The sequence below is a fragment of the Rhizobium hidalgonense genome, assembly GCF_005862185.2.
GTDB lineage: Bacteria > Pseudomonadota > Alphaproteobacteria > Rhizobiales > Rhizobiaceae > Rhizobium > Rhizobium hidalgonense.
The window spans coordinates 1,396,243-1,410,038 of sequence record NZ_CP054028.1; the positions used below are offsets into that span (position 1 = coordinate 1,396,243).

The 13,796-nt window shown below is 60.2% G+C and carries 17 protein-coding genes; 2 read left to right on the forward strand and 15 right to left on the reverse strand.

Features of this window, described 5'->3' with window-relative positions:
* Positions 1-834, reverse strand: coding sequence for an IS5 family transposase (locus FFM81_RS27865; protein WP_138385491.1), 834 nt, complete (start codon positions 832-834; stop codon positions 1-3).
* A gap of 107 nt (positions 835-941) precedes the next feature.
* Between FFM81_RS27865 and FFM81_RS27870 the strand changes: the two genes are divergently transcribed.
* Complete coding sequence (locus FFM81_RS27870) at positions 942-1,382, forward strand: PIN domain-containing protein (protein ID WP_097536953.1); 441 nt, start codon at positions 942-944, stop codon at positions 1,380-1,382.
* 132 nt (positions 1,383-1,514) lie between these two features.
* Here FFM81_RS27870 and virB11 read toward each other — a convergent pair whose 3' ends face one another.
* The 13 genes from virB11 to FFM81_RS27930 are packed head-to-tail and all read right to left on the reverse strand — an operon-like array spanning position 1,515 to position 11,655.
* On the reverse strand, positions 1,515-2,543 hold the full coding sequence (gene virB11 / locus FFM81_RS27875) for a P-type DNA transfer ATPase VirB11 (protein WP_097536908.1): 1,029 nt from the start codon (positions 2,541-2,543) through the stop codon (positions 1,515-1,517).
* A gap of 8 nt (positions 2,544-2,551) precedes the next feature.
* Positions 2,552-3,727, reverse strand: a complete 1,176-nt coding sequence (gene virB10 / locus FFM81_RS27880; RefSeq protein WP_138385490.1) for a type IV secretion system protein VirB10 — start codon at positions 3,725-3,727, stop codon at positions 2,552-2,554.
* An 8-nt stretch (positions 3,728-3,735) separates the two neighbouring features.
* The gene (virB9, locus tag FFM81_RS27885) at positions 3,736-4,593 is read right to left on the reverse strand and encodes a P-type conjugative transfer protein VirB9 (protein ID WP_138385489.1); all 858 of its coding nucleotides are present in this window, start codon (positions 4,591-4,593) and stop codon (positions 3,736-3,738) included.
* Complete coding sequence (locus FFM81_RS27890) at positions 4,590-5,261, reverse strand: VirB8 family type IV secretion system protein (RefSeq protein ID WP_138385668.1); 672 nt, start codon at positions 5,259-5,261, stop codon at positions 4,590-4,592. The genes virB9 and FFM81_RS27890 overlap by 4 nt, the downstream gene beginning before the upstream one ends.
* 1 nt (position 5,262) lies before the next feature.
* Positions 5,263-5,547: a hypothetical protein gene (locus FFM81_RS32990; protein ID WP_080687605.1), complete on the reverse strand. Its 285-nt coding sequence runs from the start codon at positions 5,545-5,547 to the stop codon at positions 5,263-5,265.
* A 37-nt stretch (positions 5,548-5,584) separates the two neighbouring features.
* Entirely contained in the window at positions 5,585-6,517 is a 933-nt protein-coding gene (locus FFM81_RS27895; protein WP_025418174.1) for a TrbL/VirB6 family protein, read from the reverse strand.
* Between the two features lie 3 nt (positions 6,518-6,520).
* The gene (locus FFM81_RS27900) at positions 6,521-6,754 is read right to left on the reverse strand and encodes an EexN family lipoprotein (protein ID WP_138385488.1); all 234 of its coding nucleotides are present in this window, start codon (positions 6,752-6,754) and stop codon (positions 6,521-6,523) included.
* Positions 6,751-7,452 carry a P-type DNA transfer protein VirB5 gene (virB5, locus tag FFM81_RS27905; protein WP_138385487.1) on the reverse strand — a complete coding sequence of 234 codons (702 nt, stop codon included), beginning with the start codon at positions 7,450-7,452 and terminating at the stop codon, positions 6,751-6,753. The genes FFM81_RS27900 and virB5 overlap by 4 nt, the downstream gene beginning before the upstream one ends.
* On the reverse strand, positions 7,449-9,815 hold the full coding sequence (locus FFM81_RS27910) for a VirB4 family type IV secretion/conjugal transfer ATPase (RefSeq protein WP_138385486.1): 2,367 nt from the start codon (positions 9,813-9,815) through the stop codon (positions 7,449-7,451). The genes virB5 and FFM81_RS27910 overlap by 4 nt, the downstream gene beginning before the upstream one ends.
* Positions 9,808-10,146 carry a VirB3 family type IV secretion system protein gene (locus FFM81_RS27915; RefSeq protein WP_097536916.1) on the reverse strand — a complete coding sequence of 113 codons (339 nt, stop codon included), beginning with the start codon at positions 10,144-10,146 and terminating at the stop codon, positions 9,808-9,810. The genes FFM81_RS27910 and FFM81_RS27915 overlap by 8 nt, the downstream gene beginning before the upstream one ends.
* A gap of 5 nt (positions 10,147-10,151) precedes the next feature.
* Positions 10,152-10,451, reverse strand: coding sequence for a TrbC/VirB2 family protein (locus tag FFM81_RS27920; RefSeq protein WP_097536917.1), 300 nt, complete (start codon positions 10,449-10,451; stop codon positions 10,152-10,154).
* On the reverse strand, positions 10,448-11,116 hold the full coding sequence (locus FFM81_RS27925) for a lysozyme family protein (protein WP_138385485.1): 669 nt from the start codon (positions 11,114-11,116) through the stop codon (positions 10,448-10,450). Before FFM81_RS27925 ends, FFM81_RS27920 begins: the two co-directional genes overlap by 4 nt.
* A 2-nt stretch (positions 11,117-11,118) precedes the next feature.
* On the reverse strand, positions 11,119-11,655 hold the full coding sequence (locus FFM81_RS27930) for a hypothetical protein (protein WP_138385484.1): 537 nt from the start codon (positions 11,653-11,655) through the stop codon (positions 11,119-11,121).
* Positions 11,656-11,756: 101 nt separating this feature from the next.
* Here FFM81_RS27930 and FFM81_RS27935 point away from each other — a divergent pair, with 101 nt between their 5' ends.
* Positions 11,757-12,110, forward strand: coding sequence for a MarR family transcriptional regulator (locus tag FFM81_RS27935; RefSeq protein WP_097536920.1), 354 nt, complete (start codon positions 11,757-11,759; stop codon positions 12,108-12,110).
* Between the two features lie 427 nt (positions 12,111-12,537).
* Here FFM81_RS27935 and FFM81_RS27940 read toward each other — a convergent pair whose 3' ends face one another.
* The gene (locus tag FFM81_RS27940; protein WP_138385483.1) at positions 12,538-13,728 is read right to left on the reverse strand and encodes a DUF932 domain-containing protein; all 1,191 of its coding nucleotides are present in this window, start codon (positions 13,726-13,728) and stop codon (positions 12,538-12,540) included.
* Positions 13,729-13,796: the final 68 nt, after the last annotated feature.

Here is a 13,796-nt window from a genome sequence, read left to right on the forward strand (position 1 = left end):
TCAATGATATCCGTACCTTGCCAAGCGTCGTGTCAGGACCCGGATGTGGGCGATACTAATCCAGGCCTCGGCTGATGCGACGGACTTTTCCCAGTCCTTCGCCAGTCGTCGGCATCTGCCAAGCCATGCGAAGGTGCGCTCCACGACCCAGCGACGCGGCAGAACCTCGAAGCCCTTGGCCTTGTCGGTTCGCTTGACGATCTGGAGAGTGAACGCAGCGATCTTTTGCAGTGCGCCCTTCAGCTTCGGTCCGGCATAACCACCGTCGGCGAAGATATGCCTCAACCATGGCCAGCGCCTGAGAATGGTTTTGAGGACGGCAGGCGCGCCGTCGCGATCTTGAATATCGGCGCTGTGAACCATGAGGCCGACCATCAGTCCGAGCGTGTCGACGACGATATGACGCTTGCGTCCCTTTATCTTCTTGCCCGCGTCATAGCCCGAAATTCCGCCGCTTTCCGTGGTTTTCACGCTTTGACTGTCGATCACGCCCGCAGACGGCGAGGCTTCCCGGCCTTCCAATTCACGTGCCTCCATCACAAGATGATGGTTGATCCGGTCCCATAAGCCTGTCGCTCGCCATTCGTAGAAATAAGACTGCACAGTTGTAAAAGGTGGAAAATCTCTGGGCATCATCCGCCACTGGCACCCCGTCGTGGCGATGTAAAGCAACGCATTCACGACCTCGCGAAGATCGGTGCTGCGCGGCCTGCCCAACCGCCTCGGTCCAGGCAGGCAAGGTGAGATCAATCCCCACTCCCGGTCCGTCAGATCGCTTGCATACCGCATTGCGCGTCGGGCATATTGCCGACGGGTGAAATCAGTCCAGCCCATTGTGGTCTCCGTTCGTCCTAAGCAAACAAACAGAATCACAACTGGCTGATTTCACTCAACTCTTTTTCGGTCAGGCTCTTAGACAAGGTCGCGGAGTGCTTAAATATTTGCTCGACGAGTCCGTCATCCGTTCAATGGATACACACGACAACGTCGTCAAGTGGAAGAGATCCATCGACGACAGCGAGCTGGCGATATGCGTTTTCACGCTCTTTGAGAAACGGAAGGGCGCTGAGGCGCAGTTGAAAAAGGATCCAAAGAAGGCTCGGGCCAAGTTGGATGCGATAGCTGAGTTCGAAATCAGCTTCGGGCCCGATCGCATTCTCAGTCTCGACGCAGCGGCAACGAAAGAATGGGCTTCGTTTGTCGGCGCGCGGGAAAGGCATGTCATGGATGCCGGTATCGCCGCGGTCGCGAAAACGCGCGGGCTTATTATTGTCACGCGCAACCTGAGCGACTTCGCTGACTTCCGCGTACCGTGCCTCGACCCATTCCGAGACCCACCATTTTTGCTGGAATATGACGACAAGCCGACGAAGAGCAAATGATGAGGCGAACGCCGTAGACCATTCGGCAGCCAACGGCACGTCTGGACTGGAAAGCTAGCGAACTCAGTTGGTTGGCGGTCGCTCCATAACGCTTTCGGCTGACTGCGGCGCCTGACTGCGTAACGCGCTGCTTCAGAATGGCGCCACGCGGCCATTGTTGCCTCCCCCGGCCGCGTATCGATAGTAGACCTCGCTCACCCGAAACCGACCATCGATCCTCTTGCACTGGACGATGATATCAACCGCGGCCGTCAGCATCTCGTGAATGTCGCGGCGTTCGAGATCCCCGCCCCCCTCGGACTCCTTGACCAGCAATGTCAGTTGCTCGAAGGCGAGGCGGGCGGAATCGGCGTGAACCGTCGTGATCGAGCCCGGATGGCCGGAATTGACGTTGCGAATATAGTAGAAGGCGGTCCCGTCGCGCAGCTCCTGCAGCAGGATGCGGTCGGGCCGCATGCGCAGGCAGGATTCCAGCAGTTCCTTAACGCCGACTTTGGCCAGGCCCTGCCCGCCCTTGGAGTAGAAGAGCCGAACATGGTTCGGCTGCGGAACCACCAGCTCCGGTGTGTCCTCTATGGTAATGATCCGCTCGCTCTGCGGAATGTGGTGGGTCAGAGCTTTCGATAGGGTTGTCTTTCCCGACCCGGTGGCGCCGGAGATGATGATGTTCTTTCTTGCAAACACCGCCTGGTGGAGAAACGCCTTATAGGCGCCGACCCGATAATATTCCAACAGCCTTTTGTCTGATTGCCCCCCGCCGCCTTCGGCGGGCTCGACGTCGGCGAACAATCCTGCCTGATCGAGATCATCGAGCGTCAGTGACACGGAGGACGGCTTGCGGATGGTGAAGCTGACGGTTCCCTTCATCGTTGCCGGCGGGATCACGATCTGGACCCGTTCATCACCCGGCAACGTCGCCGACAGGATCGGTCGCGTCTCGTCGATCGATTGGCTGGAAAAACTCGCGACCGCCCGCGCGAGACGCATCAGCCTGTCGTAGGACAACTCCGGCACCTCATAGGTCTGCCATCCCTCCCTCCCCTCCGTAACAACCTGTCCAGGCCGATTGACGATGACCTCATAGAGGGTCTTGTCGCGCAGGAAGCGTGATAGCGGCGAAAGCAGTTCACGGACAACACCTGAGTCAGCAGCTTCAGTCATCCTCGACCCTATTTTGTCACGAGCTTCGAAGAGGGCCCGAAATCTCCGAGCACAGCGCGATCGTAAATGCGATTGCGGGGCTCCGTCACGCGAAGCCGGTAGACGCTCGAGAAATCGAGGTCGCGTGCCACAAAGATCGATACCAGCTCGCCCTGGTGCTTCATCAGGGTCGGCGGAATATTGATCGATTGTTCGACGGCAATCGCTGCGGCCTGCTGCCCGGCGCTAGTGGTGTTTTGCGCCTCGACATCGCTGCCCTGAAGCCGGCTGCTGGCATAGGAACTCGCATCGCCAACAATCGACAGCAGGATTGCACTGCCGAAACGCTCCCACCAATGGGTATCGACATAGCCATCGATGCCGGCCCGACCAAGGGCGTCGGTTGCCGGCGACGCAAGCGTAATGATCACGCCCTTCGGCGTCTTGGCCCGGTTCCAGAGGACAAAGAGGCGCTTCTGCCCGCGACGAATGCCGCCACGATATTCGCCGACGACCTGGGTGCCTTTTTCCATCAGCACGACACGACCATTGTCCGACAGGACGTCCCGGTTGATGACGCAACTCGTAAATCCCGGCTGATCGGAGGAGAGCGCCGTTTCCAGGGCGCACGGGATAGACGCTCCCATCGCGATGATAAAATCGCGATTGCCCAGCGTGCCGGCGCGCGACCCCTGCAATTGCGTCGGCACCAGCAAGCGGTTAAAGCGCTGATCCTCGTTTTCGCCTTCCGATGCGAGCCCACCCGCATTGTCGCCAAGCGGCACGTAGTTTGAGCGCTCATCGGATCGTTCGTCCTTCTCCTGCGGTCGCGTCGACGGTGCTTTTTCGCCGCCAAAGGCGATGACCGGCGCCCGGCGCGCAGCATCGAGCAGCTTTTCGTCGTCGGTCGGCGCCTGCTCGGCTACGCCGGGCGTCGGCAGCCGGACGTCCGCGGGGAGCGCCACCGGCTGGACGGGCTCCTTCGCCGGCTCGAAGTCCGATGTCTGACGGATGACGACCCTTTCGGGCTGCGTGCCGTCAGCCGGCTTGTCCTGCCCACGCATCGACCGGAGAGCAAAGGCGACAAAGACGACGATGGCCAGCGCGACAGCGCCTCGTTTGAGGATGGGATTATTGTCCAGCCGACGGGCAGTTGACGTCTCGACCCGTTCGCCAGGAATCTGCGTAATCTCTTCCCCGGCCATGACGCCTCCTACTGCGCTGCGTCGGGCTTCGCCTTGACGACGCGCTCGACCGACGGTGACGTGGTGTTAGTCTCGGGATTGATGCCGACGCGATCGTAGGCTTCGTTAAAGACGCAGAGGACGTCGCCGCCCCTGCGCAAGATGAACTTGCGGCTGATCGCGTGAACGAGCACAAGGTTTCCGTCGACGGATTTGGGGATCAGGCTTTCGGTGCCGTCGGAATTTTCCATGTAAATCGCCGGCATTTCCTGGTTGCCGGCAAAGGCGAAGGTCGTGACATTGCCATTGTCGTAGACCGCTTGTGGCTCGAGCGCCTGCGTTCCTTGCGCCGCGTAGCGCCAGTTGCGCGGTCCATAGGCTTCGTGAAGGGCAAGGACCCGATCGGCGTCACCCGCCTCCGCCACCAGAGCCCGCGCTGCCGCCTCCTGTCGTCGCCGCTCCGCCTCATCACTTGGATAGCGATATTTCACATAGAAATAGGTGTTCTGCCCAGCCTCGACGCTGCCGTCGCGGACAGTGAGCTCCATCTGATAGCTGCGGGTCGATCCGTCACGCCGCGTTGTCACGACCGAGATATTCGTGACCGGCTGGTTTTCCCGGGGCTTCAGGAACAGGATATTGCCGGCCGGCGCCACTTCCCACGCAACGCTGTTGCCAAGCGCCACATGGGCAATTTCCTCGTCGGCTGCGAATTCGATCTGCACCGAAGAGCGCAGCGTGCCGACGACTTTGGTGATGTTGTAGGGTTGATAATCGACGAAACGGACGCGGCTGTCTTGTGCGGCGCTACGCGGGGTTTCGAGGGCGATCGCCGCCGAGGAAAAGCCCCCCGTCAGGATGAGCGGAACGAGGAAATACGCTTTCAATTGATGGCCTCCGGATCGGCGCGATATTCGCTGACGACAAAGCCAAGGGGATTGATCAGCCGATCGGTCGAGGACATTGGGGCGTTGGCATAGGAGAAGGTCAGGGTTGCAACCCAATGCGTGGTACGCACGTCGTCGCCGCGGGTAACGGTTCTGATGTAGCGGACCGATGCCACATTGGCGTTGATCAACGAGATGGAAACGATGTTAATCCGTGATGTGGCATTGCGGCCGTAAATGTTCTGCGGGGACTCGGGATTGCTGCCGCGGTAGAGTGCTGCAAATCGCGTCTGTTCCGGCTGCGTCGATAGCAAGGCGACCGTGCGAAAATTCTCCTCGCCCTCGCTCCAGACATAAGCTTCGCGAGCACGAACATATTTGGCGGCGAAATATTTTGTCACCGCTTCGTCATAGGTGCCGGCGCTCGACGTCAATGCCGAAACGACGTCGACGATGCCGGTCGAGTTGTCGACGCGCACCACGAAAGGTTCGACAGTCTTCAAAGGCGTGAGGCCGGCGATGGCAAAGACGGAAACGCCGGCAATGACGCTCGCACAAAGGGCGACGGACCAGGCGATCCGCGCAGAACGCTCGACCTGCATCATCCGGTCCTGATCGAACCGGCGGGCTCTGTCGAAATAACTTTTCAAACTCTCCGTGGTCACCATGTCACCTGCCCTCGCATGGTCGGTAAGAACCGGCGACATCGAAAGCTGCAAAGGCGGCCGGCGTGACCGAGGACGATTCCTGCCCGTAAGAGGCGGCTTGGCTCGTCGCCTCTGCGGGAAGAGCTCCGGTTGTCGGCTGTTCGGTTCGTCCATTCTCTTGCCACTGCCACATCGCGCGGTTCAGCGGCCGGCGGGAATAACCGTCACATTTGGGAAGAGGGTGGGAGATCGAACCGCAAGCCGCCAGGCTGACGGTCAGGAAAAGCGATAAAACGATACGGATCATGCGGAAAGAACCTGTCACTGTCTTGAACGTTGGGGCGTCATTCGGTCCGGTCTGGCGTCAGGCGGCGACTGACGGAACGCGCCCCGCGGCCGGCGGCTCTCACTGTGTGAGATGCGGCCCAGGCGAGCGTGCTTTCGTGCGCATCGCGCGCGGCGCCATAGCCGTAGGTCAGCGAGGCCCCGCCCGCCGCAAGTGCCGCAGCAATGCCGGGCAGCTGGTAGAAGACGTAGAGAGCGGCAAGGCAGATGGCGCAGAGCGCGGTCGGGCGCATCAAGACATCGCTATAACTTTCGATCGCCGAAAATGTCGTGTCGATGCAGGTGATCAGCAGCGAGCCGATCGCAACGACCAGCACCTGCAGGATCACGAAATTGACAAGCTGGCCGATCCAGGATTCGGTAAACCGGCGTGTCGGCTGGAACATGGCGAGCGCAATAAAGATTGGGCCGATGGCGAGCACGATCGCAAGCGCCAGCCGGGCGTAAAGCGAGACGATGTAACCGATCGCCGCCACGACGAAGCTCGCACCGATGACCATCATGCCGCCCATGCCGGTGACGATGTCGACCGGCCAGGAGCCGCGAGACCAGATTTCGTGGGCGCATTTCTGGCCTTTATCGAGCAGGCTGTCGAAGGTTGAAGCGCTTGGCGCCGTGCCGGAGTTCAGCGCCTGTGAAATCTCGCGCGGCAGTGTGTCGAAGAAGATATTGGTGACGTAGGTCTGATAGTCGCCGGCATTCCTGACCAGCATGACGATGATCGCAAGCTTCATCGCCCGGAAGGCGAATTCGAGGATCGGCTCCTGGACGGATCCACGCAGAACCAGGTAGCCGTAGAGCACCACATAGAGCGTGAGCGCCGCCGTCAGCGGGCCGCTCACCCAGCTGGCGATATTCGAAGTGCCCGAGGAAATGAAGTTTTCCAGTGGCGTCTTGAACTGCCCGTCGACGAAGCTGAAAATCTGATACATCGCTCAGCCTCCGAGCGACTTGCGCATTCGCTCGAGCCGCAGCTTGCCATCGGCGGCCTCGGCGTTGCGGCAATTGGGACTATTGCCGAGCTCGCCGGGATTGTTGCGGCATTCGCCGATAATCCTGGTAAGCAGAGCATCGTCGGCTGCAAGTTCATCAACGGTATAAACCTTTTCCGTTTGCGCTGAGCAGGCCGATAAGAAAAGCACGGCAAGGACAGGAAGAAATCGCTTCATTTGAGTGCCGCTCCCATCGTATCCATGCGCTTGCGCCAGTCTTCGGCTTTGCGCTGTTCATCGACCTGCATCTGCGCCTGCTGGACCATCTGCAGACCCTGCATGCGAAGGACATCGGTTTGCAGGAAGGCGCTTTCGGCCTGGAGGCGTGCCTGGAGGTCGGCGATGTCCTTGGCGTCGGCCGCACTCGAGATCTTCTGGCGCAACTCGTCGATGCCGTCGATGCGTTTGGTCGCAGCATCGTAGATCTGCTGACCGAGGCTCATCTGCCCCGCATTCTCATTCTGGACCCGGGACAGTTCCTGCGCATAGAAATCATCGGCATCGGTGCGATAGGTGGAATTGTCCTGCAGGTATTTTGAGGCGGCGCTGCCGAAGACGCCGCTGCCGGATCCTTTGAACAGCCCCTCGATCGCATTGAAATTCTGCGGCAGCGCGTTGCGGATCGACGGATCGTTCAAAAGGCTGGCAACGTCAGCCATATTGGTGATCTTGTTCAGCGATCCGTAAAGCTGCTGCGCCTGCTGAAGCTGCTGATTGAGTGTATCGAGCTGCGACTTCAGCTGGGCAATGCTCTCGATCTGCTTGGCGATCGCTGATGTATCGATGACCGGGATGCCCTGGGCAGGCGCCGGCGCCGCCGACACCAAAAAGGCCGCCGATGCAAACAAAGGCCATAGCGTTCCTGCGCGGATCATGCTCTCTTCCTTCTCTGGTGAAATACGGGAAGCCAATCCTCCCACTTGTCGCCAAGCTCCGATCGGATGGCATCGGCAAGTTCCACATTGGCTGTCCGGCCGGAGAGGATGGCGAGCTCGTCGTCGAAACCGTTGAGATTCAGTTCGGCGACAACGCTGTTGTGCCCTTGCTTGACGATAAAGCGACGGCTTTCGACGGTGAGTTCGCGTGAGACGAGCTCAAATTCGCGTTCGGTCAGCTTGAAGCCGTCGACATAGTCGACCCGGTCGCCGCGCGGATTCGGTAAGAAGATCTGCGTCGGGCACTGTTCGATGATCGTGTGGGCGATCGGCGAGACGATCGCGTCGCGCGGGCTCTGGGTCGCAAACAGCATGAGCCCGTTCTGTTTGCGGATGGTCTTGAGCTTGTTCTGTGCGAGGTCGCGAAAACCTTCGTCCTGCAGCGCCTTCCAGAATTCGTCGATGACGATGATGATGCGGCGCCCGTCGATCAACTGTTCGATGCGGTAGAACAAGTAAGACATCAGCGGCCTGCGGATCTCCTCGTTGTCGAGGAAGTCGGTCATGTCGTAGCCGATGAACTTGGCGCCAATGCCGATGTCGTCGGTCTCGTTGTCAAAGACCCAGCCAAGCGGCCCTCCCCTCTCCCAGCGCCTGAGCCGCGAGGCGATGCCCTCGGGATCGGTGTTGTTGAGAAAAGTGCGCAGGGCGCCGATGGAGCGACGCTCCACCGGCAGGTCCGCCACCCCGTCGACGGCCGAAGCGATGTCGCGCAACTCGGTGGTCGATAATTCGCCAGATGCGGATCCGACCAGCTTGGCGATCCAGCCGCTGAGGAATATCTTGTTTTCCGGCGTGAGGTCCAGCGCCTTCAACGGCGCACAGCCCGTAGCGATACCGTTCCTCAGCGGCAGATAATTGCCACCTGCCGCGCGCACGAAAAGGTCGGCGCCGCGGTCCTTGTCGAAGAAGACCATATGGGGTTCATGCTTTTCCAGCTGGGACAGCATGAAGTTCAACAGCACCGTCTTGCCGGCGCCCGATGGTCCGCAAACGAAGGTGTTGCCGAGATCGCTGTGGTGGAAATTGAAATAGAAGGGTGAGCCCGATGCCGTCTTGAGCATGGCGACCGCCGGTCCCCATTCATTGCCGTCCTTCTGGCCCGTGGGGTAGGAATGATAGGGAGCAAGGGCGGAGAAATTGCGCGATGTGATTGCCCCCGAGCGCGCCCGATAGCGGAAGTTCCCCGGCAATTGCGCCCACCAGGCCGCCTCGAGCCCGAGATCCTCGCGGGCGACGACCGCGCCACCGCTGGTGATGAGAGCGCGTGCTTTCGCCATGTGGTCGGCCAACTCCTTAACCGTGGGGGCGAACACCGACAGTGCAAGGTGATGCTCTCCCAGAACGAAGCGGTTGGACTCCAGCTCGTCCATCGCCTCATCGAGCTCTTCGATTTGCGATGCCGCCTTGTCGCCGGCACTGACCATCTGGTTTTGCTTGCGGCCCATGATCGTGCGGGCATCGGCCTTGGAGGCGAAAGCAAAGGACTGCGTCAGGATGAGCTCGAAGGGGGCGGTCAGGATGCCGTCGAGCATGCCGCTGCGCGTGGTGGCTGGATATTCCTTGAAACCGAACATGCCGGCATAGCGGCTTTCGGCCTCGTGACGGATCTCGACGGTCTCGCGTCCGAAAATCACCCGATCGGAATAGATCGCAGACGAAATCCGTCCCTCCGTCAGAGGAACCGGTTCACGCCGCCCACCGACAATCTGATGGAGGAGTTCACTCGGTTCGGAGAACAGGATGCCATCCTGTTCGTGAAGCGTGAGGAGACGAGGCTCGAAGCGCTGCAGCCCGGCAATGACGTCCGTCACCCGATCGTGCAAATTCTTCAAGGCATCGTTGTCGAGTTCGATACCGGATCGGTGTGCCTTGCGCAGCCGGGAAAGAAGGCTGGCTGCCCTTTCGACGGGATCCCGGCCGGGATGCCAGACCAGGGTGAGGTAGAGGTCGTTGCAAAACAGGTCTTCTCGCACCATCCGCTCGCGATACTTGGTATTGAGGCCGTCGGAGAAAGGATTGGCGAAACGTCCCTCGGGATAGGCACTGTTGCGGCGGCGCACGACATGCGTCCAAAGCGCCAGCCGTTCGTCGGCGATATTGCGATAGAGCGTGTTCAGGCTCCGGTGCAGCCCGTTGAGGTCCCTGACATCAGCGGTCTCGAAGGAAACACCCTCGAGCGTAATCATGGTCATCAGCGCTCTCGAATCGAGCGCGATGGTCGTCTCGTCGACATGCCTGACATAGGGGATGAAGGTCTCCGGCCCGAGCTCGCGGGACCGGAGCGTTGCGATACTAGGCAAGGCGGAGATCCCTTTCGTCATAACGCCTGACGAGCGCCAGCGGCGAGAGTGTCGCGCCGCCCCAAGAGGCGGCATTGCGCGAGCGACCCCGGGTCTCGACCCAGGCGATGAGGATGCGAAACATATTGTGATCGTGCTTGACGAGGGCGCGAAACAGGAAATGGAAAACGAGGCCGGTGAGCGCAAAGGCGATCGATCCCGCGGTGATGTAGAGGATGGTCGTCAGCATGATGTTGACGCCCATCGCCTCCATGGTCACGCCGGCGATCATTGTCGGGCGAGTGCAGGCGAGAAACAGCGTATCGTCTTCGAGGCTTGGAAGGTTCGCCATGGCGCTCACTTCCCGACGATGGTGTTGACCAGCTCGGTGGCGCCAAAAATTCCGCCGATACCGATGATCCAGAAGCCGGCGCGCCTGAGGTCCATGTATCCAAACATCCACGCAATGCAGATGATGATGACGGCGATGACCGCCAGTAGCCGGGCGATATTGCCGGTCAGCATATCGACGATGTTCTGCAGAACGGTTTCGATACCGGCAGCCTGGGCGAAGGCCGGCTCGACCACGCAGGCGATGATTGCGGCTGCCATGAGGGTGGATGCGCCAAGGCGGCGAAGACGGTCTTTGGAGATCATTGACTTTGCTCCGATCGATCAGGCTGGAAAACGAGAACCGAGGATCGCCGTCGGGAGTTGAAAACGTCCCAGGATGCGGCGTCTGCGATTTGGGCGGCGTGGGAGGGTGGTTTCGAAGGCACTTGCACCGGATCTTCTTGCAACTCGCCCGCCCCGGCCTGGCCATCGGGCTCGCCAATGGTGAGCGACGCAAGCATCGGCGATAGCCGCTTTATTTCCTGGCGCACCTGCTCGTCATATTTGACCACCGCGCCAACGGAGGGGTCATCGCGTCCGTAGAAGGATCGAAGCATCACACGCTCCGCCCGAACCCGATCGTCGCCCGCGCGCAAAGCCTGACGGAAGTATCCGTCGAGGAGCGTCGCCGTGGCCTTGAGGTTCAGGCAGGCGTCGAAAGCATCGGCAACGGACAGTTTCAGCTTCCGGAGCGCCTCGGTCCCGAGGCTGCCAAGGCCGATCTGGACATCCTGGTGATCGGCGATCAACGATGTGGCAACCTCGATCGCCTCGGCCTTCGATGCCGGTTGGGCGGGAAGCGGCGGGCCGCTGTTGATGCGAATGAAGAGAGGCTGAAAGCGGCTCTCGAGGCTGACGACGCCCGCAAGCGTTTCGACCTCCACCATCGGCGCACAGACCTGCGCGATATTGACGAAAGCAGCGGCCATGGTCAGTACCAGACCCTCTGCGTGGCCGCGCCATCGATGGTGACGTCGACATAATGCGGTTGCGATCGCACATTCGGGCGGGCGATCGGATAGCCCATGCATTGGCGGCGCCCATCCTGGCGCTGCCAATGTGGTGACAGGACCGAATCGTTGCGGGTGCCAAAGTCGCCGTCATTCGAGCAAAGGGCATTGCTCACCGGCTGCGGCGATGTCGACACGCAAGTCGCTTGCCGCCCGCGGACGCCGTCCTCGCCCGCCAGCCTGTATCCTGCGTTGCAATAATAGGGTTCAAAGCCAGGCCGTGAGCTGTGAAAACCGACACCGCTGCAGGTCGGGAACGAACGCCCCTTGGCAAGCTCCCGCCAAAGCTTCTGGATCGGCGGCCGGCATTCGCCATATTGGGTCGGCCCGCCGGGATTGGAAAGGCATAGAATAACCTGGCAACTCCAATCTTCTGCCCGCGCTTTACTGCCGGAAATAAGATAGGGTGGCGTCATGCAGCAGATCGAAAGCAGTGAATTCAGCAGAAGGCTTTTCATGGACAGGCCCCTTCGACACGACGATGCTCCATCGCATTCGGGAAGGCTTGCACAGCTGCCTGCCCGCGTTCATACTGACTTATATAACATAGTTAAATGACATGACAAGCGCGCTAAAAAAGCAAATGCATAACCTTGCCTTCTCGGGACTCATCCTCCACGAGATCCTCGATCATCCGCTGGAGGACGAAACCCCTCAGGCGCGGCTGAAGCAGGTCGGCATGATGACGATCCTCTACACGATGAGCCAGGCTCATCAAAAGCTAACCCTTTCCAATATCATCGAAATCACAGAACTGACGCGAAGCGGAGTGAAGGAGACCGTCGATCTTCTCGTAAAGCGCGGAATGCTGACGGAGACCATGGTGAAGAATTCCATGGGCCGAGGAACGGCACGGCAATTTGAGATCTCAGAGGATCTCCTGAACAAGCTGAGTTCCTTCCGCGCCAGCTAGGATGGCGATTAAACTGACTGGTTTCCGACTTTCAATGAGGCGTCACGGCGAATCACGTACCGGTCTGGATCGTACAGCTGCCGGCAAGAAATCAGGGGCCGTGGGGCAACCCGCCGGATAGGCGGGTTCCAAAGAGACAATGAAGAGTATCGGAGAAATCAGCATAGCGCCGCCGAAGGCGGGATTTCGGGAATCTCGCCACGCTAAGGGCGGGACAAGGGCAGCCGCAGGAGCCTCAGCATAGCGGCCGGCAGGGAGGCGGGACCGACTGCCCCCGCCCGTGCGTTCCTTCCTCCGAAAAAAGCGTCTCGCAGGCCCTGGTCGACGTCACCCCGGAGGCTGTTGATGGATGATGGAATGTTTTGGAATGATAATGCCGTCGACCGGGTTCGGACCAATCGATGGCATCGCGTGATGACGGGCGACATCAGGCCGCGCTTTCGAGAAGCTTCCTGGCCTTGCCTTCCAGTTCGAGACGCGTGTCCTGATGGGTCTTGTTACGTGCCAACGCGGTGATCCCCTGAACGAAATCGAAAATCGATTCCGGTGGGCGGCCTTCTTCGGAGAGAACCGTCTCGATGATCTTGCCGGTTTCGCTTTTCGAGAAACCGCGCCGGCGCAGGAAGGTTTGGCGATCCTCATCGTCGCGGGCGACGATCCGCTCGCGGGCGGCCCGAATGCCGGCGACGAAAGCTGCCGGTGAGGAATTGGCAAAGCTCGTCAGCGCCGGCGCTGCTTCATGGGCAAAGCGCTCGGCGGCGAATTTGCTGTGCCGTATGCTGATCTCCTGGAAATTTTCCGATCCCCAGATGTTCCGGTTGGCGCACACGGCGCGCAGATAGAAGGAGGCGATGCCGAGCGTCTTCGAGCCGACCTCCGAATTCCAGGCATAGAAGCCGCGGAAGAAGAGGTCAGGTTCACCGTTCGGCAGGCGCCCCGCCTCGATCGGATGGGTATCGTCGACCAAAAACAGGAAGACATCGCGGTCGGAGGCATAGAGCGTGGTCGTATCCTTGGAGACATCCACGAAGGGATTGTGCGTCATGCTTGCCCAGTCGAGGAGACCTGGCACCTTCCAGATCGTGTCACCGGTTCCGTTGCCGGCAATTTTCATCACGGCAGAGACGAGCTCATGATCCCAGATCCTGCCATATTCTGGGCCGGTCACCGCCCGCAGCTCGACGCGGCCGTCCTCCATCTCTAGTGTTTTGACGAGTTCGGCCCGATGGTTGAGCAGGCCGTGCTGCAGATTGATCGCGGCAAGTGGCGCCGGAAGCTGGCGCATATAGGTGGAGGGCGCTCCGACCAGGCTGCAAAGCTGGCCGTAGCTCCAATGCGTCGGCGCAATCGGCTCCCGGTTACCGGGTACGATCAGTTCGAGCTTTTCGGCATTGTCGCGACTGGCCTCGAGGCGGATCGACGAACTTTCCACGGTGCGGGCGTGAGCACGCTCAGCACGTGATTTGACGGCACCGTAGAGTTCCCCGAGGGAAAGATAGCGCTCGTCATCAGGCCGAGAGAACCATTCGGACGAGACGCGGCCATTGCGCTGCCCCCGCGAGATGTCGACCTTGAAGCCGGAGGATACTGGCCCCGAGGTGGAAGTGGTGGTGTCCATGACATTTTGCTCCTTGAAACGAAAGCGGTCCGGTCTCCTGTCGGAGCCGGACCGTGCGAGTGGATCGG

Excerpts from the sequence above, each read along its gene's own strand:
- FFM81_RS27915 (WP_097536916.1), bottom strand. The coding sequence starts at position 10,146 with ATGGCGAACCTTCCAAGCCTCGAAGACGATACGCTGTTTCTCGCCTGC.
- FFM81_RS27890 (WP_138385668.1), bottom strand. The coding sequence starts at position 5,261 with ATGGTGACCACGGAGAGTTTGAAAAGTTATTTCGACAGAGCCCGCCGG.
- FFM81_RS27865 (WP_138385491.1), bottom strand. The coding sequence starts at position 834 with ATGGGCTGGACTGATTTCACCCGTCGGCAATATGCCCGACGCGCAATG.
- FFM81_RS27900 (WP_138385488.1), bottom strand. The coding sequence starts at position 6,754 with ATGAAGCGATTTCTTCCTGTCCTTGCCGTGCTTTTCTTATCGGCCTGC.
- FFM81_RS27935 (WP_097536920.1), top strand. The coding sequence starts at position 11,757 with ATGACAAGCGCGCTAAAAAAGCAAATGCATAACCTTGCCTTCTCGGGA.
- FFM81_RS27920 (WP_097536917.1), bottom strand. The coding sequence starts at position 10,451 with ATGATCTCCAAAGACCGTCTTCGCCGCCTTGGCGCATCCACCCTCATG.
- FFM81_RS27930 (WP_138385484.1), bottom strand. The coding sequence starts at position 11,655 with ATGAAAAGCCTTCTGCTGAATTCACTGCTTTCGATCTGCTGCATGACG.
- virB10 (WP_138385490.1), bottom strand. The coding sequence starts at position 3,727 with ATGGCCGGGGAAGAGATTACGCAGATTCCTGGCGAACGGGTCGAGACG.
- FFM81_RS27895 (WP_025418174.1), bottom strand. The coding sequence starts at position 6,517 with ATGTATCAGATTTTCAGCTTCGTCGACGGGCAGTTCAAGACGCCACTG.
- virB11 (WP_097536908.1), bottom strand. The coding sequence starts at position 2,543 with ATGACTGAAGCTGCTGACTCAGGTGTTGTCCGTGAACTGCTTTCGCCG.
- FFM81_RS32990 (WP_080687605.1), bottom strand. The coding sequence starts at position 5,547 with ATGATCCGTATCGTTTTATCGCTTTTCCTGACCGTCAGCCTGGCGGCT.
- virB5 (WP_138385487.1), bottom strand. The coding sequence starts at position 7,452 with ATGATCCGCGCAGGAACGCTATGGCCTTTGTTTGCATCGGCGGCCTTT.
- FFM81_RS27925 (WP_138385485.1), bottom strand. The coding sequence starts at position 11,116 with ATGGCCGCTGCTTTCGTCAATATCGCGCAGGTCTGTGCGCCGATGGTG.
- FFM81_RS27940 (WP_138385483.1), bottom strand. The coding sequence starts at position 13,728 with ATGGACACCACCACTTCCACCTCGGGGCCAGTATCCTCCGGCTTCAAG.